We start from the raw sequence: 17302 nt of genomic DNA, 5'->3' as shown, positions 1-17302 counted from the left end.
GCGAAGAACCTGTCTGACTCCCGTGAAAAAAAGGAGATGAGTAATTGCTATATCAGGATAGAAAGGAATTTATTGCAGTATTGCTTATTGTGGTTCTGTCAGTAGTGATTGGACTTTTGCTTATTAACCAGCAATCGGAGTTGCAAATAATCAGGCCAGAGACGGAAATGCTCCTTGATAAAGAAGACTTCTATGTTTCCACAGATAAAGGGAGTATAAGAGTAGGTGAATCCAGCTGGGAGGAGATTCAAAAGCTTCTTCCTGGGGGTAAAATGCTGGGAATGAGCACCATCTACCAATCAAAGGAAGGCGACTGTCTTTTTACTTTCTCCGAAGACGAAAACCTGCTGCTTATTATGCACATTGAAGGCGGAGACTTTGCTACGGCCCGGGGAATCAAGATTGGTGATTCTTTCGACAAAATAAGTCAGGAATATGGAACCGATTGTGCGCGGGTTATTATGCCCCAAAAAGCTGAAGATTTTGATCTTGTTTATGGAGGCGAGAATAATATCGTTTTTCAAATCAGGGACAATGTAGTTAAAAGAATTGTACTGGAAAAGGAATTATCCTTAAAACAATAATACCTGGTAAGTTAGGCTTTTGATTCCACTGCAAAAGCCCGTTTTTCTTGCATCAGGGTTGAATAAAAATACAAGCGAGCGTTGGCGAAGCATGGACGCAACACCTATTACAGTGGTATCACTTTGCATAATTAACTTACACGAAAAATAAGAGGGTAATGATACTATATTTTCTCATAAGTAAAAAAGACAAGAACTGTCGTATGAACTGGGCAGTTCTTGTCTTTCTTGTTGAATATCCGGCAACTAGCATTCCGTGGGTCACGGCTATTGATAAGCTTTCAGGGAATCTGGGGTAAAGTCATCAGCTCCAAGTAAACCTTCATGGCCGCGAGCTTAATGGTGACGCCCGTGGCATTAACTCCTCACCCCTCACTTCTCTTACTAGATATTCTTTAGAAGATTAACCATCTCGATGGCGGTGATGGCCGCATCAACCCCTTTATTGCCGGCCTTGGTACCTGCGCGCTCGATAGCCTGTTCAATTGTATCAGCAGTTATAACTCCATAAACCACTGGAATGCCAGAGTTAAGCCCCACCTGGGCTATTCCTTTGGTTACTTCCGCCGACACATACTCGAAATGTGGCGTAGCACCCCGTATTACCGCCCCCAGGCAGATTACTGCATCATAAGCCTTTTGCGCCATCTTCTGTGCCGCCAAAGGCATTTCAAATGCCCCTGGTACCCAAACAATATCAATATCATCCTGTTTCACTTCGTGCCGGGTCAGGGCATCTAAACAGCCTGATAAGAGTTTGTTGGTGATAAACTCGTTGAAGCGGGAAACAATAATTGCCATCCTCTGTCCATTACCAATTAGTTTTCCTTCAATAACTCTGCCCAAAACTAATACCTCCCTAAACATAAAGTTAATGCGTCTGGTATAAACCAAATGTTTTCCCCCGGCCTCTTATAGACTGGCCAGCAGGTGCCCCATTTTTTCTTTTTTGGTTCTCAGGTAACGGGTATTTTCTGGTTTCCTGGCCATTTCAATAGGTACTCTTTCCACAACTTCCAGACCATAACCCTCTAAACCCCTTATTTTCTTGGGGTTGTTGGTCATAAGACGCATTTTGCGTACCCCCAGGTCTACCAGAATCTGCGCTCCAATACCATAATCCCTCAGGTCAGCAGGGAAACCCAATTCCAAATTGGCTTCGACCGTATCCCGGCCATGATCTTGGAGTTTGTAAGCCTTTATTTTGTTTAACAGACCTATTCCCCGGCCTTCCTGTCGCATATAGAGCAAAACTCCTTTACCCTCGCCGGCAATCATACTCATAGCTGTTTCCAATTGCTCTCCACAATCACAGCGCCGGGAGCCAAACACATCACCGGTAAGGCATTCGGAATGTACCCTGACCAATATGGGTTCATCTTCTTCCCATTCCCCTTGAACCAGGGCTATATGGCCTTTATTATCCAGGAGGGATTCATAAGCTACAGCCACAAAATCTCCGTATCTGGTGGGAAGCTGGGCATCGGTTACCCTTACTACTAATTTTTCCTTCCGCCGCCGGTACTCAATCAAATCAGCAATGCTGGCCAGTTTAAAGTTATGTTGATGGGCAAATTCCAGCAATTGGGGCAGGCGGGCCATAGTGCCATCTTCATTCATTACTTCACAGATAACCGCTGCCGGATAAAGCCCAGCCAGACGGGTAAGGTCGATGGAACCTTCTGTATGCCCGGCTCTTCTCAGGACGCCCCCTTCTCGGTAGCGCAAGGGGAAGATATGCCCGGGTTTGCGGAAATCACTGGGCTTACTGTCAGGATCAATTAAGGCTTTTACCGTTGCGGCCCTTTCAAAAGCGGAAATACCGGTGGTGGTTCCCCGGAAATCAACCGTAACCGTAAAGGCGGTCTCATGATTATCCGTATTTTCTGTAACCATAGCCTGAATTTCCAGTTCGTCCAATCTCTGTCCGGTAACCGGCATGCAAATCAGTCCCTTGGCATGGGTAGCCATAAAGTTAATGGCTTCAGGGCTGGCCTTTTCCGCTGCTATGATTACATCCCCTTCGTTTTCCCGGTCTTCATCATCAACCAGAACAATCATTTTCCCTTCTTTAATATCCTGGATTACCTCTTCTATGCTGCTGAACACATATATTACCTCCTCTATACAAAACCATTTTCGACCAAAAAGCTTAGATTAAGATCGGATGATTTCGCTTCGCTTTCCGCAAAATTTAGCAATTTCTCTACATAACGACCAATAATATCGCTCTCCAGGTTCACCTTATCTCCGATGCTTTTTTTAGCCAGGGTGGTGTTTTTAGCACTGTGAGGAATTAAAGAAACGCTAAAGCTGTCCGGGAATACATCAATTATGGTAAGGCTAATGCCATCGATGGCGATTGAGCCTTTGGGAACCGTGTATTTCAAAACACTGGACGGGGCCTCGATGCGAAAGATTACAGCTATGTCCAAATGCTCTTTCTGTTTTATTCTCCCAATCGCATCTACATGTCCTTGTAGCAGGTGGCCACCCAGGCGGTCGCAGAGCCGTAAAGCCCTTTCCAGATTTACCGGACTACCACTTTGCAGGAATTTTAAACTGGTCTTATCCATGGTCTCAGGCATAAGATCACAGGTAAAATCAGTACTGATAAAGTCAGTAACTGTCAGACAAACTCCATTGACAGCGATACTATCGCCAATTTTAACATCGGATAAAACTTTTTCCGCTTCGATCTTGAGTTGAATGGATTGTTTTCCTCGTATAATCTGCTTTATGTTTCCCACTTCTTCAATAAGACCTGTAAAAATCGAACTCACCCCCTAATCTTACCGTTCTTTAAAGATAGGCGCTTATTAATATGTCCTCTTCAAAGTACCGGGTTTCAATGGAATTCAGCTTAAGAGCCTGGTTCATGGTTTTTATGCCTTCCCCACCCAGAGGAGAAGGCGCAGACCTGCCGCCGATAATTTTGGGGGCAATAAACCAGTATAGCTTGTCCACCAGTTTATTTTCTATCATATTGCTGTTTATTTCAGCGCCTCCTTCCAGCAAGAGGCTTAATATCTCCATTTTCCCCAGAATGTCCAGGACTTCTTTTAAATCTAAGCAGTCCGCTTTGCCCCCCACCTTAATGATTTCCAGACCACAATCCCGCAACGCTTTGGCCTTTTCTTGGTCGGAATCTTCGGCTGCAAATATAATTGTTCGTTGTTGATGGCTGGTCAAAGCGATAACACTGTTCAGGGGCAATTCCAGCCTGCCATCAATTATTATTCTCACCGGGTCTCTTTTTCCTTCCAGCTCCAATCGCGTATTTAAGCGGGGATCATCCTTTAGTACAGTACCAATCCCAAGCATTATGCCATCATAGGTATTCCTCAAATGATGCACATATTCGCGCGATGCTGCTCCGGTAATCCACCTGGAGTCTCCAGTGCTGGTGGCGATTTTTCCATCCAGGGTCATAGCTAATTTCAGGCTTACAAAAGGTCGGCCGCTCTGTATGTATTTAAAAAAGAATTCATTTAGCTTCCTAGCTTCATCAGCCAGTACTCCTACTCTGGTCTTTATCCCTGCTTCCCGGAGAATATGCAGACCCCTGCCGCTAACTTGAGGATTGGGATCCAGGGTAGCCATAACCACTTCGGCAATACCGGCCTCTACCAGCGCCAGAGCACAGGGAGGTGTACGGCCATAATGACTGCAAGGCTCCAGGCTGACATAGATGCTTGCTCCTTTAGCCCTTTCTGGACCAGCAGCATTCAGGGCATGAATCTCAGCGTGAGGGCTTCCTGCCTTCTGATGGTATCCTTCCCCTTGTATTTGGCCGTCCTTAACCAGCACGGCCCCCACCAGCGGGTTAGGACTGGTTCGGCCGCGGGCTCTTGCGGCGAGTTCCAGGGCTCTTTGCATAAATCTCTGGTCATCATTATTGGTCATAGGCACCTCAAATCGATTAATTTGTGGGGAGTGAGGGGTCAAAGTTATTTCCTACTACATCTTACGGTACAAGCGCCTACTCCCTCACTTTTCATTCGGGTTTTGTTCTCCACCCGGCACTCAGCTACAATGATTGATAACAGACTTGAGCAAATATTGACTGAGTGCCGGGTACTCCTGGTGTTCCACCCTTCGGGCGTCACTATTAAGGTTAGGGGCATAGGGGATTAATACTTAAAAAACAAAAAACCCGATAATCATCGGGTAAAATAGGCATAGCCAAACCGGAGCATTTAAACATGCTCGGTTCAACCTTCTCCTCTCATCCAGACTTTTACTGTCGGCATCGGAGTTTCACCGATTCCTGCCCCATAAGGCTCACGGGCTTTACCGTCGATAGGGAATTGCACCCATCCCCGAAGAAAGCTTGCTTATTAATTTTAACTTATAGTAGCATCACCATCTCCAATGGTCAAGAGCAGCGAGGTCTTTTAAGTCCTTTAATGCTTTCCCGGGTTCCGGGGATCTGAACACATAGGAGCCGGAAACCAGTACATTGCAACCTGCCTCTACCACCTGTCTTCCCGTTTCCAGGTTTATTCCTCCGTCCACTTCAAGATAGGCCGATGAGCCAGTCATCTCCATCAGCTTCTTCGCTTTTTCGATTTTATCCAATACCCCGGGAATAAAACCTTGTCCCCCAAAGCCAGGATTCACGCTCATCAGTAAAAGCAAATCCAGTTCAGAGATTATATTGTCCAGCAAGATTATCGGCGAAGCAGGATTAAGGGCTACTCCTGCTTTAATTCCTGCGTCTTTTATCATATGTATAACCCGGTGCAAGTGGGGACAGCTTTCATAATGTACCGTTAAAAGGTCGGCACCGGCGTCTACAAAAGCGGGTATCAATAATTCCGGGTTCTCCACCATCAGGTGAACATCAAAGAATAGCCCTGATTGGGAGCGAATATCAGCTACTACCTGAGGGCCAATAGTAAGGTTAGGTACGAAATGGCCGTCCATTACATCTACATGCAGCCAATCAGCTCCAGCTTCTTCTACCTTTCTGATGTCTTCCCCCAGATGAGCAAAATTAGCGGATAATATTGACGGAGCAACTAATATCACTTGTAGCTTCTCTCCTTTGCCAAGATTTCCTCTAGTATGTAAAGGTAATTCTTATAACGGCTCGGGGCAATTAAGCCCTCATTTACGGCCTCTTTCACCGCACAATGTTTTTCTCCACGATGAAGACAATCATTGAATCTACATCCCCCAGCTACTGAGCCCAATTCACTAAAATGCCCGGACAGTTCAGAACTTTTAATTGCGGCTGGCGTCTCTATCAGGCTAAAACCCGGGGTATCAGCTATCCAGCCCCCAGATCTTAGCGGGTATAGTTCGACATGACGAGTGGTATGTTTACCCCGTGCTACTTTTTTGCTTAGCTCCTGGGTTTTCACTGAAACACCATCTATCAATGTATTTAGCAGGCTTGATTTACCTGCCCCAGAGGGTCCGGCAAAAACTGCAATCTTCTTCTCTATAACTTTTCGCAAAAGGTCTATACCCGTCTTTTCTTTGGCGGAAGTCTTAATAGGAGGAAGGCAAATCCGGGGATAATAGTCCTCAATAAAGACGGATTTAGAGTCCGGGGGCAAATCGGATTTATTAAGTAGGATTTGCGGGGTGAGTCGATAAAAGCTGGCCATCAACAATAGCTTGTCCAGAAGAATGAGGCTGGGCGCCGGTTGTTTACAGGCCATTATTATTAACAGGAGGTTAACATTAGCTATTCTGGGCCGGTAAAGTTCATTTTTTCGTGGAAGTATGCTTTCTAAGATGCCCTTCCCCGCCTCTAGAGGAGTAAAGCCAACCCTATCTCCAGTCAAAACAGCTACTTTTATCTTGCCTCTGAGTTTGCACTCATATATCTGGTATTGCTCGTCCTGCACATAGTAAAAGCCGCTGTATCTTTTTAAAACCAATCCTTCAACTTTATTAGTGGTCATAAATCTCCTCCATGGGAGCGGGTTGAGCGGCTGGGAATAAATGAGAGCTGTGGTCGTATATTCCGAAAGAGCCCGGTCTTTTGGTCGAGGTCTAACATAGGTGGTTCTGTTCTTGTAAGGATTCTATGTGGTGTTATGTTGCGCATTTCCCTCGCCTTTATCTCTTTTCCTCCATATTACGACTACAACATTACGACTACAGCTTTCGCTACAGAGTATTTTACAAGAACATTGGAGGTTTAGCAAAAGCCTGCTAAATCTTCATAGTTTTATAGAATTTACCATTTAAGCGAATTTCCAGCTCTCCACTTCCATAATATTTGACGGCTGAATATACCGTATCCCCGGCCCGGTGCAATTCATCATAGACTTGCCGTTTTCCCTGGCTATCTTTTACGATAATAAGAACTTTATAATAATCCTGTTCCAGGGGAAGCGAAAACTCAATCTCCTTGACCCGGGCAACTGGTCCCGGTCCCTGACTGACGGTTAATGCTATACTGCTATCCTCATCTACCAGAACACCTGTTTCAACTTCCTGGCTGCAAACCTGATCAGAATAATATTCGCTGTTTGGCTGATATTTTACCTCACCGGGCAAGAGTTTGTTTTCCTGCAGTTTGTTGTTAGCTTCCTTGAGGCTTAAACCCAGCAGTTTAGGCATAGCTACCTTTTCTGGAGTTTTGCCTTTACTGACCATAAGATCGACCTTAGTTCCTTTCTTGCTTCGGCTCCCAGCTTCTGGATCCTGTGATATCACTAGATCTGCTTCATATTTGTCATCATATATCCTGTCTGTTTTTCCAAGTTCCAAACCTTCATTCCTTAGCTTTATTTCGGCGTCAATGAGCTTTAGTCCTTCCAGATAAGGTACTTTCTGTAGTTCCGCGCCCTTGCTCATCTTAACTTTAATTTCCCGTCCCTCCTTAACCTTTTGCCCGGGGCCGGGATTCTGGAAAAAGACTTTATCCTTGTCGTATTCATCATTAAACTCCTTAATTACATTCATGGTTAATTTAACCTTGGAGAGCTCTTTCTCCGCCTCTTTGATATCCTTTCCCACAATATTCGGGACCGCTACCTCATCCGGGAATAACTGAGCACCCATAGTACTGAGAAAGCCGCCCAGGAGACCCAAAACAGCAATGATTATCCCCACCAGAAACGGGGTACGCAGTTTTTTCTTTTTCACTACTTCATTCATCTCCTGATCTTTCCATGCAGGCAATACCATGGTCTTCCCATTTCTATTGGATCTTTTATAGCCAGCCAGGGAATCGCCCTCCGAATCCAGGAGGGCGTTACGCATAGCTTCAGCACTGGCAAATCGCTCTACCGGCATTTTTTCCATGGCTTTCATTATTATGCCTTCCAGGGTAGGGGGAATCTCCGGGTTAATGCTCCGAGGGCTTACGGCTTCATCATACATATGTTTCAAAGCTACGGTAATGGGGCTATCAGCATCAAAGGGAAGCTGGGCAGTAAGCATTTCATATAGTACACAGCCCAGAGAATAAATATCGCTGGCCGGGCCCACAGCTTCTCCCTTGGCTTGCTCGGGCGAAATGTAATGTACTGAACCTACGACATTTCCTCCGAAAGTAACGGTTTTCCTGGATATAGCTTGAGCTATCCCAAAATCGGCCACTTTAACGATTCCATCAGAGGTGATCAAGATATTATGTGGCTTAATATCCCGGTGGATAATCCCTTTGCTGTGGGCATGATGAATTCCATCGCATATGCCTATAGCAATATCAACTGCCATTTCTACCGCCAGAGGAGCTTCTTCGTCCAATAATTCATTCAGACTCTTGCCTTCAACATACTCCATTACAATATAATAGATTTGTTCCTGCTGACCTACATCGTAAACATTGACGATATTGGGATGGGACAGCTGGGCTGCGGATAGGGCCTCGGTATTGAATTTTTCCACAAAACTTTGATCGTTTAAAAACTCTTCCTTGAGAATCTTGACTGCCACTATGCGATCCAGGGTACGGCAGCGGGCTCGATAGACTGTGGCCATTCCCCCTTCGCCAATTTTTTCCATCAATTCATAACGATCACCTAAAACCGTGGTCTTCAATCAATTTACCTCCCGGTTAAATTCTGATCAATATAAGGCTTATATTATCATAACCACCTCGATCAAGGGTTTGCTGTAAGAGCTTGGAAGCTGTTTCATTCAAATCACCATCGAAATTGGAGGCAATCTTCAGTATCTCAGCCTCTTCCAGCATATCGCTTAGACCGTCACTACATAGCAGCAAGAGATCCCCCTTCAAGAGTTCGTGTTCATAATTATCCACCAACACATGCTCATCTACTCCCAAAGCCCGGGTCAGAATATGGTTATAGGAAGATTGGCGTTTTTCCCAGGTCTTAATAATGCCCTGATCTACCATTTTTTGGGCCAGGGTGTGGTCTCTGGTTATTTTGCTTATCAAGCCAGCGCGAAAGTGGTAACAACCGCTGTCTCCAACATGGGCAATCTCCAACTTTAGACCATTAATTAAGGCCGCAGTTATAGTGGTTCCCATTTCATGCCATTCCGGATTAATGCATCCCTGCTCCCAAATCACTTTATTTGCTTGATGAATACCATGATTGAGAAGACTAATATTCTTTTCCGATGAATCATCTTCAAAGCAGCTATTAATTGTTTTAATTGCTAATCGAGATGCTACATCGCCACCCCGGTGACCACCCATGCCATCACAAATGACATAAAGTCCCCAGGATTCCTTAATCAAATAAGCATCTTCGTTTTTACTTCGCTTTAAACCCCGATCCGATAATCCAACAACTTTCATAATTAACCTCAATAAAGCCCGAATTGACAAATAAGAACCGATGCAAACGCCATAAGACTATCACCTGCAGTATTCTGAACGCAATTGTCCACAGGCTGCATTTATATCGCTACCTCTTTCTTCCCGGATACTGACATTCAAACCGCCATCCTGCAGCCACTGGCAAAACTGCCATATTTTCGCTGTTTCGGGTTTTTTATAGGGAATGCCTTCGATTTCATTATAAGGAATCAAGTTAACATTTGCTAGCAAAGGTTTTAGTAATTTTATCATTTTCTGAGCATCTTTACGGCTCATATTTACTTCATCCAGCAGGAGGTATTCAAAAGTTACCCGGCGCCCGGTGATAGCGATATAATCCTCCACCGCTGGGAACAGCACTTCGAGGGGGTATTTGCGGTTTAAAGGAATTAATTGATCCCGTAAGGAGTTGTCACAGGCATGCAAGGAAATAGCCAGGGTAAGCTGTATATTCTCCTGAGCCAGCTTTTTTATTCCTGCTACCTCACCGGAGGTAGAAACAGTTATCCGCCTCTGACCCAGGTTAATTCCTTTAGGGTCATTAAGCATATGAACTGATATTAGAACCTCATCGTAATTTAGAAGGGGCTCACCCATGCCCATATATACAACATTACTTATCAACTCACCGTTTGCAGATTTCAGTCTCTTGCTCAATTCCTTTTTAGAGCCCAAATACTGACCTATTATTTCAAAGGCTTTCAAATTCCTTTGAAAGCCGGATTGGCCGGTAGCACAAAAGCTGCACGCTATCGGACATCCAATCTGGGTGGAAAGGCATAAGGTATAGCTGGACTTTTTATCTTTGCTCTGGGGTAGAAGAACGCACTCAATCTTTTTCTTATCATCTAGTTCCATGAGGAATTTACGACTGCCATCATTACTCACCCTCTGTTTAAGAACCCGCGGGATGGAAATCCGTGCTTTCTCGTCCAGTTTTTTTCTCAGATTGCGCGGGATATCACTCATTTCATAAAAAGAGCTGCATTCTTTCTGATATATCCATTTATGTACCTGTCGCCCTCGAAAACGGGCTTCCTCCAGGCAGAGCATGAATTCTTCCATTTGATTGAGATCCAAACCTAAAAGCTGTTTTTTATCTCCTGAGTTCATCTATTTAAAATTCTTCCTCCTCATCAAAGCATAGAACATACCATCAGTTCCATATTTACCAGACATCAAGGTCAGCATTCCTTGGGCCGCATTAGTTTTATCCTGCTGGTCCAGAGGAAAAAATGAAAGCTTTTGCTGGAAACCCTCCAAGGCAAAATGCTGATTTTTCTCTAAAAATCTTTCTATGATTTCTTCGTTTTCCGCCCGATTAATGGTACAAGTGGCATAGAGTAAACAGCCTTGCTTTTCCACCATTGTGGACGCACAGCGAAGAAGCTGGGACTGAAGCTGGGTCAGTTCGTTTATTTCCTCCTGATTCTTGCGCCAACGGGCATCTGCTCTTCTATTAAGAACTCCCCATCCCGAACAGGGGGCATCCAGAAGCAGATAGCTAGTCATCACATTTTTGTTGTCCAGGGTTTTTATGTCCTGCTCCAGGCTTTTGACGATGCTTATACCCAAACGCTGGCAATTTTGCCGCAGGAGTTCTAGCTTTTGGGAATATAACTCGACTGCCAGCACTTCTCCCTGGTTTTTCATGTATTCTGCCAGGTGAGTAGTCTTTCCTCCCACTCCACAGCAAAGGTCAAGCACTCGCGCCCCTGCTGGTGGATTTAAAATGGCTGTCGCCAGCATGGAAGCATCATTTTGTATATAGAAACAACCTTTCTTAAAGGATGCCGTTTCGCTTATTGCTTGCGGGCTGTCTTCCAGCACTATTCCCCATGTAGTTAATGGACTGGTCTGGGCTTTAAAGCCTTCTTCCCATAATTTTTCTATAAGCTCCTCCCGGTTGCACTTTAAAAAGTTGCAGCGTAAAACCACCTGTGGACGACTGTTGTTATAGGCTAGAAGAGTTTCACTGGCCTGCGGTCCAAATGTATCCAGCCATAACTTAACCATCCATTTTGGGTGGGAATAATATATGGAATAGAAGCCAAGGGGTTCATCCGGATACTTGATTTTATCCAGGTTCCTGCTTATATTTCGCAAGACTGCATTGCTTACCCCGGCCATTTTCGCCCCCATCTTCTGGCGACTTATTTCTACAGCATCATTGACCAGGGCATAATCAGGTACCCTGTCCAAAAACATTAACTGGTATAGAGCGGTCCTGAGGATACTCAACAACCAGGGATTCTGCTTCTCTATGGAACCGCGTAAAAAAAATTCAAGCACCCAATCAAGGTGCTTAATCATACGAACAGTCCCGTTTACAATATCTGTAAGCAGGTGCCGATCTGCTGCTGAAAAACTTGAGTTACGAAGCATTTTAGCCAGGGTCAGGTTGGCAAAGGCACCCTTTTCCATTACCTCATAAACTATTTCCACGGCCATTATTCGGGCTTTATTCGCCGGGGGGCTTTTTTTCACTGTCAATTCTTTTTCTCACCTCATGGATCTTTAAACTACATAAGCGCGTTGTATTTTCTCCACTGCAAAAACTCTTTATGTTACCTACAGCTTGTATTATTATAGAAGCAAAATAGTATTTATTACTTTTTGCTGTGACATCAATATTTCATCGCGGGATTCCAGGCAAAATATTAGTCGTCCCCACTGCCCATGAAAATCAACAGATAATAGAGCAGATTGGCTATAGCCGAAAGGGCTGCTGCTACATATGTTAGTGCTGCTGCTCCCAGTACCTTTTTAACCATGGGCACCTCTTCATCGCTTACCAGACCGGTCTCCGCAAGTTGAACCACGGCTCTTCTGGAAGCATTGAACTCTACCGGCAAGGTGACCACATGAAACAAAACAACTGATGAAAAAAGAATGATTCCTACGAAAATCAAATCACTTATCTGCAGAAAGAAACCTAATAATAAGATGGGAAATGAGGCCGAGGATGCAAAATTGGTAACCGGAACCATTTTGTGTCTAAGCTCCAGGGGTCCATATTGCAGGTTATGCTGTATGGCATGGCCTACCTCATGGGCGGCTACTCCGATGGCGGCAATAGAATTACTACCATAAACATCTTCGGATAATCTTACGGTTCTAGCGCTAGGATCATAATGGTCAGAGAGGCTGCCTGCTACTGCTTCTACCGCAACCTGTCCGCTCATACCATTTCTCCTCAATATGGCAGTGGCTACGTCAGCCCCAGTGTAAGCGCGAGCCGACCGCACTTTCGAGTACTTGCTAAAGGTTGATTTGACTTTAAACTGGGCATAAAACGACAAGATTAAAGCGGGAAGAATGAAAATCAGATAGATCATGTTTTATCCTCCTTTGCACATGGTATTAAGAGCCATTTTCACTTTTTCCAGTTCCACATCAGTATTAAAGCAAGGACCGTTGGGCCGACAGTTGAGCACTCCCATAACTGGCAAAAAACCCATATCGTGGATTCCAGATGAAAGATCCCTTTCGCAAGCCACCGCTATAACTCCCCGGGGTTTATTTTCTTCAATAAACTTTCTGGCCAAGGTACCACCGGTAGCTACCTTTAGCAGGGCTCCATGCTCACGGGCCAGCTTCTTGAGCTCCCCTACTTTACACTTCCCGCATTCTTTGCAGTTATTGACATCAACCGTTATTTTGTGGGGACAGTCTGAATTCTGCAAACAATGGGGAACCAATAACATGATTTGTTCCTTTTTCAGTATGAGCTTTTTACAGCGAACCAGGTAATTGTTTACTGCAATAAAGGAACGCAGTATCTTTTCCTTTTCTATGCCTATGAGCCGGCCAATAATAAGAGTAAGGGGGAAAAGCATTTCATTGGCCAGCTGGGTTATATTTTCCAGGGAAGGAATGCTTTTTGACCTCAATATCATGAATATTATTGCTACTATACCGGTAGCCAGAATCAGAAAGAATAGAATTACCAGGGCTAGAATAAGCAGCAAAAGAAACTGGCTTACTATAAACTCCCGTTTACTTACTAGATACCATAGCAGAAAAAGAGCGAATATGGCAAAAAAAAGACTTGCTGCCAGTAAGCCTATGTATATTCGTTTCTTGGCTTCCATCGCCCTACCCCTCCTTCGATCCCAACAAGACCCCGGGGTGCAGTGTAAAACCTTTTAAAAATTCGGAAGTAGGCATTCTCTTTTTGCCTTCTTTTTGAATTTCCAATACTTCTAAAATACCTTCGCCAGTTTGCACCTTAAAAGTGCTTTTATCAACCTCAATAACTTCTGCAATCACCCCACTTCCTGCTTCACTTCTCACCTTACTGGCAAATATTTTAACTTTTGTTCCATTAATATAAGAATATGCCCCCGGTTCTGGATTTAATGCTCTTATACGATTATGAATGGCGCTGGCTGATTCGGACCAGTTAATTATCTCATCTTCTTTGCTAATTCGGGCAGCATAATTGGCCTGGTTATCATCCTGAACCACCCGTGGTACTTTTCCTTCTTGCGCCAGGCGATTTACCACCTGCAACAGCAAATCAGCTCCTTTTTCCGCCAGGATTTTTTCCAGTTCTCCGTGATTGATATTATCATCTACGGCTATTGCTTTTTGCATAATAATATCCCCGGTATCCAAACCCTCATCCATATACATAATGCTCACACCGCTATTCTTCTCTCCATCCATCAAGGCCCTTTGTACTGGTGCTGCTCCCCGATAACGGGGTAAGAGAGAGGCATGTACATTGATGCAGCCATAGCGGGGATACTCCAGAATAGGCAGAGGTATAATCTGGCCATAGGAAACTACTACAATCAATTCGGGTTTCCACAGCTTAATTCGTACAATGGAATCCTGAGTTTTTATATTAAGGGTCTGGTACAACTCCAGTTCATTTAGATCTGCTATTTCCTTAACTGGAGTAGGTGCAACTTTGCGGCCCCGCCCCCGTGGTTTATCCGGTTGGCTTACTACCCCGGCTATCTCATGTTCGGATGCAATTAAAGCTTTCAAGGAGGGTAGGGCAAAATGGGAGGTGCCCATAAAAACGATTCTCATAATTAATATATCACCTGATTTCTAACCCTATGATTATGGTTATTCCGTTCTGGTCTCAGTCGCCTTGTCTATAAATAAGACCCCTTCAAGGTGGTCTATTTCATGTTGCAATACTTTGGCTAACAAATCTACTGCTTCAAGATTAAGCTCCTGTCCATTCCTATCCAGTCCTTTGACTTGAACCTTTTTAGCCCGGTTTACTCTTCCGACAATCCCGGGAACGCTCAAACATCCTTCTGAGCCCAGTTGACTGTCCTCTTGCATTAATATTTCCGGATTAATTAGCTCAAGTAAATTGTCTCCTATATCCACTACAATGATACGCTTGGATATCCCTATCTGTGGTGCAGCAAGACCTACTCCGTCAGCGGCATACATAGTATCGCGCATGTTATCCAGTACCCTTAAGACCCCGGCATTTATCTCCTTTACCGGCAAGGCTTTGCCGCGCAAGATCTCATTGGGTACGGTTAGAACCTGGTAAACCGACATTGCCATCCTCCTCACATGGTCATGACTGGATTCAAGTCCCATTCAACCTGGGTGTTTTTGAAATCCTTATAATCTATTATATAGCGAGCAATGCTTTTCAATAATAACATATTTTCGCATTTCAGGGTTAATTGCCAGCGATAGCGGTTGCGTATTTTCAGCAATGGGCAAGGTGCTGGTCCCAATATTTCAATGTCTTCCTCTTTGGCATCAATTATATCATTAATTTCTCTACTTAAAACATCTGCCACCATCTGAGCCATTTCCGGGCTTTCGGCCGAACACACTATCCTTAAAAGCTGAGTAAAGGGGGGATAATTCAATAAACGACGCTGTTTGATTTCCTGGTAGAAAAAGGCTAGATAGTCTTGATTCTGTAGTATCGAAAACAAGGGATTAGCAGGATTAAAGGTTTGTATTATCACTTCTCCGGGTAAACTGCCGCGACCGGAGCGGCCTGCAACCTGGAGCAAGAGTTGAATACACCTTTCAGCAGCACGAAAATCAGGTAGATTCAACATGCTATCGGCATCAACTATCCCTACCAGGGATACATGGGGAAAGTTCAAGCCTTTGGCCACCATCTGGGTACCAATCAGAATATCGATTTCTCTTTTTTCCATTCTTTCTAAAATACTTTCCTGGAAGCCCACTCTTCTGCTGCTATCCATATCTAGACGCTGAATACGGGCGGTGGGGAAAAGTTTTTGGCTTTCTTCTTCCACTCTTTGCGTTCCCAGGCCCAGATAACTCATGTGGCGGCTTCCACAAAATGGACAGTTCACTGGCGGACTGGCCTGATAATTGCAATAATGACACAGGTTTTTAGCTGTATCCTGGTGGTAGGTCAAACCTACCGAACAGGAGGGGCATAATAAGATATTACCACAACTCCGGCACAGGCTTAAGGGTGAATAGCCCCGGCGATTAATAAAAAGGATGCTCTGCTCTCCTCGCTGCAGGGTCGTGGCAAGCTTTTCCGACAAGAAAGGTGATATCACCCGGCTTTGCCGGGATAAAGCTGCTGCCTTCATATTTTCTACCCGAATGATGGGCATTCTAGCCTCAGCAACTCTCTGCTTCAAACTGAGCAGTTTCATTTCCCCTTTTACCGCTCGGTATAGTGTGTCCAGGGAAGGCGTAGCGCTGCCCATCAGCAGAACGGCTCTATCCAATTCCGCCCGCTTCCGCGCCACCTCATGAACACGGTATTTGGGAGTATCCTCCTGCTTATAGCTGCTCTCTTGCTCTTCATCGATAATAATCAGACCCAGCCGGTGCAGAGGAGCAAAAATCGCCGACCTGGTTCCTAAAACCAAATCAACCTCTCCCTGGCGAATTCTTTTCCATTCAGCATGCCTTTCTCCATCGGCCATGGCACTATGCATCACGGCCATATTCTTGATGCGTGAAGAAAAATCAGCCAGCAAATGCCGGGTCAGGGCTATCTCCGGAACCAGTACTATGGCTGTTCTCCCCTGCTGAATCGCCTTTTCCACACTGCGTATATATATTTCCGTCTTACCACTTCCGGTTACCCCAAAAAGTAGAAATTCTTCTCCACTATCATTAATTAAGGCTTTTTTTATACTTCTATAGGCTGTCTCTTGTTCCCGGTTTAGCTGCAGGATTCTATCGCTTAGAATGGATTTCTTTTTTTGCCTTTCAATAAAACTCTTCTCCAGCAAGGATTTTATGCTGCGAGCAGGGATTAATTGCTCCAGTAAAATACAATCAACTTCTTGCTCTTTAGCAATTATCCGGACAGCTTCGGCCTGCCTGGGTGCTGCTTTCTCCAGTAAAGGCAAATCCTGCTCCAAATCAAAATCTTTTAGGACATAAACATAGCCAATTTTCTCTACTCTCTGTGCCGAATAATGACCGGAGAGTTTAATTACATTCTCATCCACCAAGGCTTTAATCTCTTCATTACTTAAATATTTTTTAGCTTCATAGAGAGACAAATTTCCCCGCTTAAGCAATAAATCCAGGAAATCACTTTCCCTTTGGGCCATCAGTCGGGAACTCCATAGCTCTATTTCTTCGCGCTTTAACGCCGGGGTGACTATGACTCCCTTTTTCTTGCGTAATAGGCGGGGGGTCATCAACTTCAATACCAGGCTTATCGGGCAAAGATAGCTTTCTGCCATCCACTCCGCCAGCAAAAAAAGATTATGGTCAAAAATCGCTTCCCGGTCAAGTACTTTTAGCACTGGTTTTATTGTAGTAACATCATTGACGGAGCTTTCTTCCTCACCCAGGATTTCGCTGACGAAAGCTTCCACTTTTCTATTTCCCAGCTCCACCAGTACTCTTTTCCCCACCTCTATATCTTCTCTCAATGGTTGGGGTACCATATAGGTATAAGAGTGATCCAGGCTAATTGCCGGGAGGTTTATCAAGACCCTTACTCGGAGCATAATTA

16 protein-coding genes and 1 riboswitch are annotated in these 17302 nt (G+C 44.6%); of the genes, 1 reads left to right on the top strand and 15 read right to left on the bottom strand.

The genetic code is table 11. The features are described 5' to 3' along the window. Window positions 1-44 precede the first annotated feature (44 nt). Window positions 45-584 (top strand): hypothetical protein, encoded by a 540-nt coding sequence (locus PHP87_RS02105; protein ID WP_299917883.1) that lies wholly within the window; start codon window positions 45-47, stop codon window positions 582-584. A gap of 384 nt (window positions 585-968) precedes the next feature. Here the strand turns inward: PHP87_RS02105 and ribE are convergent, their stop codons facing one another. From ribE to priA, 15 genes are all read right to left on the bottom strand, one after another. Then, window positions 969-1451 (bottom strand): 6,7-dimethyl-8-ribityllumazine synthase, encoded by a 483-nt coding sequence (gene ribE / locus PHP87_RS02100; RefSeq protein ID WP_299917897.1) that lies wholly within the window; start codon window positions 1449-1451, stop codon window positions 969-971. Between the two features lie 45 nt (window positions 1452-1496). Further along, the gene (locus tag PHP87_RS02095; RefSeq protein WP_299917882.1) at window positions 1497-2693 is read right to left on the bottom strand and encodes a bifunctional 3,4-dihydroxy-2-butanone-4-phosphate synthase/GTP cyclohydrolase II; all 1197 of its coding nucleotides are present in this window, start codon (window positions 2691-2693) and stop codon (window positions 1497-1499) included. A gap of 14 nt (window positions 2694-2707) precedes the next feature. After that, entirely contained in the window at window positions 2708-3367 is a 660-nt protein-coding gene (locus PHP87_RS02090) for a riboflavin synthase (protein WP_366942873.1), read from the bottom strand. Window positions 3368-3386: 19 nt separating this feature from the next. Beyond that, window positions 3387-4490, bottom strand: a complete 1104-nt coding sequence (ribD, locus tag PHP87_RS02085; protein ID WP_299917880.1) for a bifunctional diaminohydroxyphosphoribosylaminopyrimidine deaminase/5-amino-6-(5-phosphoribosylamino)uracil reductase RibD — start codon at window positions 4488-4490, stop codon at window positions 3387-3389. A 310-nt stretch (window positions 4491-4800) separates the two neighbouring features. Continuing rightward, window positions 4801-4918, bottom strand: a riboswitch (FMN riboswitch). A 28-nt stretch (window positions 4919-4946) separates the two neighbouring features. Further along, complete coding sequence (gene rpe / locus PHP87_RS02080; RefSeq protein WP_299917878.1) at window positions 4947-5618, bottom strand: ribulose-phosphate 3-epimerase; 672 nt, start codon at window positions 5616-5618, stop codon at window positions 4947-4949. Then, a complete protein-coding gene (gene rsgA / locus PHP87_RS02075) occupies window positions 5615-6502 on the bottom strand; it encodes a ribosome small subunit-dependent GTPase A (protein ID WP_299917875.1) in 888 nt (295 codons plus the stop codon). Before rsgA ends, rpe begins: the two co-directional genes overlap by 4 nt. Before the next feature lie 253 nt (window positions 6503-6755). Continuing rightward, window positions 6756-8594, bottom strand: a complete 1839-nt coding sequence (gene pknB / locus PHP87_RS02070) for a Stk1 family PASTA domain-containing Ser/Thr kinase (RefSeq protein ID WP_299917873.1) — start codon at window positions 8592-8594, stop codon at window positions 6756-6758. A 16-nt stretch (window positions 8595-8610) separates the two neighbouring features. Next, window positions 8611-9321 carry a Stp1/IreP family PP2C-type Ser/Thr phosphatase gene (locus PHP87_RS02065; protein ID WP_299917870.1) on the bottom strand — a complete coding sequence of 237 codons (711 nt, stop codon included), beginning with the start codon at window positions 9319-9321 and terminating at the stop codon, window positions 8611-8613. 60 nt (window positions 9322-9381) lie between these two features. Continuing rightward, the gene (rlmN, locus tag PHP87_RS02060; protein WP_299917868.1) at window positions 9382-10455 is read right to left on the bottom strand and encodes a 23S rRNA (adenine(2503)-C(2))-methyltransferase RlmN; all 1074 of its coding nucleotides are present in this window, start codon (window positions 10453-10455) and stop codon (window positions 9382-9384) included. Next, entirely contained in the window at window positions 10456-11829 is a 1374-nt protein-coding gene (gene rsmB, locus PHP87_RS02055) for a 16S rRNA (cytosine(967)-C(5))-methyltransferase RsmB (protein WP_299917893.1), read from the bottom strand. Between the two features lie 173 nt (window positions 11830-12002). Then, window positions 12003-12680, bottom strand: a complete 678-nt coding sequence (locus PHP87_RS02050) for a zinc metallopeptidase (protein ID WP_299917866.1) — start codon at window positions 12678-12680, stop codon at window positions 12003-12005. Between the two features lie 3 nt (window positions 12681-12683). Beyond that, window positions 12684-13436, bottom strand: coding sequence for a DUF116 domain-containing protein (locus PHP87_RS02045; RefSeq protein ID WP_299917864.1), 753 nt, complete (start codon window positions 13434-13436; stop codon window positions 12684-12686). A 4-nt stretch (window positions 13437-13440) separates the two neighbouring features. Further along, the gene (fmt, locus tag PHP87_RS02040; RefSeq protein ID WP_299917860.1) at window positions 13441-14385 is read right to left on the bottom strand and encodes a methionyl-tRNA formyltransferase; all 945 of its coding nucleotides are present in this window, start codon (window positions 14383-14385) and stop codon (window positions 13441-13443) included. A gap of 39 nt (window positions 14386-14424) precedes the next feature. After that, window positions 14425-14877: a peptide deformylase gene (gene def / locus PHP87_RS02035; protein WP_299917857.1), complete on the bottom strand. Its 453-nt coding sequence runs from the start codon at window positions 14875-14877 to the stop codon at window positions 14425-14427. Between the two features lie 11 nt (window positions 14878-14888). Beyond that, window positions 14889-17297: a primosomal protein N' gene (gene priA, locus PHP87_RS02030; protein ID WP_299917856.1), complete on the bottom strand. Its 2409-nt coding sequence runs from the start codon at window positions 17295-17297 to the stop codon at window positions 14889-14891. Window positions 17298-17302: the final 5 nt, after the last annotated feature.

This window comes from Syntrophomonas sp. (assembly GCF_028707975.1).
GTDB lineage: Bacteria > Bacillota > Syntrophomonadia > Syntrophomonadales > Syntrophomonadaceae > Syntrophomonas.
Note: the sequence above shows the minus strand (reverse complement) of the source record. Positions and strands in the feature narration are given on the sequence as shown.

Excerpts from the sequence above, each read along its gene's own strand:
- ribE (WP_299917897.1), bottom strand. The coding sequence starts at position 1,451 with ATGTTTAGGGAGGTATTAGTTTTGGGCAGAGTTATTGAAGGAAAACTA.
- ribD (WP_299917880.1), bottom strand. The coding sequence starts at position 4,490 with ATGACCAATAATGATGACCAGAGATTTATGCAAAGAGCCCTGGAACTC.
- rsgA (WP_299917875.1), bottom strand. The coding sequence starts at position 6,502 with ATGACCACTAATAAAGTTGAAGGATTGGTTTTAAAAAGATACAGCGGC.
- PHP87_RS02065 (WP_299917870.1), bottom strand. The coding sequence starts at position 9,321 with ATGAAAGTTGTTGGATTATCGGATCGGGGTTTAAAGCGAAGTAAAAAC.
- rlmN (WP_299917868.1), bottom strand. The coding sequence starts at position 10,455 with ATGAACTCAGGAGATAAAAAACAGCTTTTAGGTTTGGATCTCAATCAA.
- PHP87_RS02050 (WP_299917866.1), bottom strand. The coding sequence starts at position 12,680 with ATGATCTATCTGATTTTCATTCTTCCCGCTTTAATCTTGTCGTTTTAT.
- PHP87_RS02045 (WP_299917864.1), bottom strand. The coding sequence starts at position 13,436 with ATGGAAGCCAAGAAACGAATATACATAGGCTTACTGGCAGCAAGTCTT.
- fmt (WP_299917860.1), bottom strand. The coding sequence starts at position 14,385 with ATGAGAATCGTTTTTATGGGCACCTCCCATTTTGCCCTACCCTCCTTG.
- def (WP_299917857.1), bottom strand. The coding sequence starts at position 14,877 with ATGTCGGTTTACCAGGTTCTAACCGTACCCAATGAGATCTTGCGCGGC.
- priA (WP_299917856.1), bottom strand. The coding sequence starts at position 17,297 with ATGCTCCGAGTAAGGGTCTTGATAAACCTCCCGGCAATTAGCCTGGAT.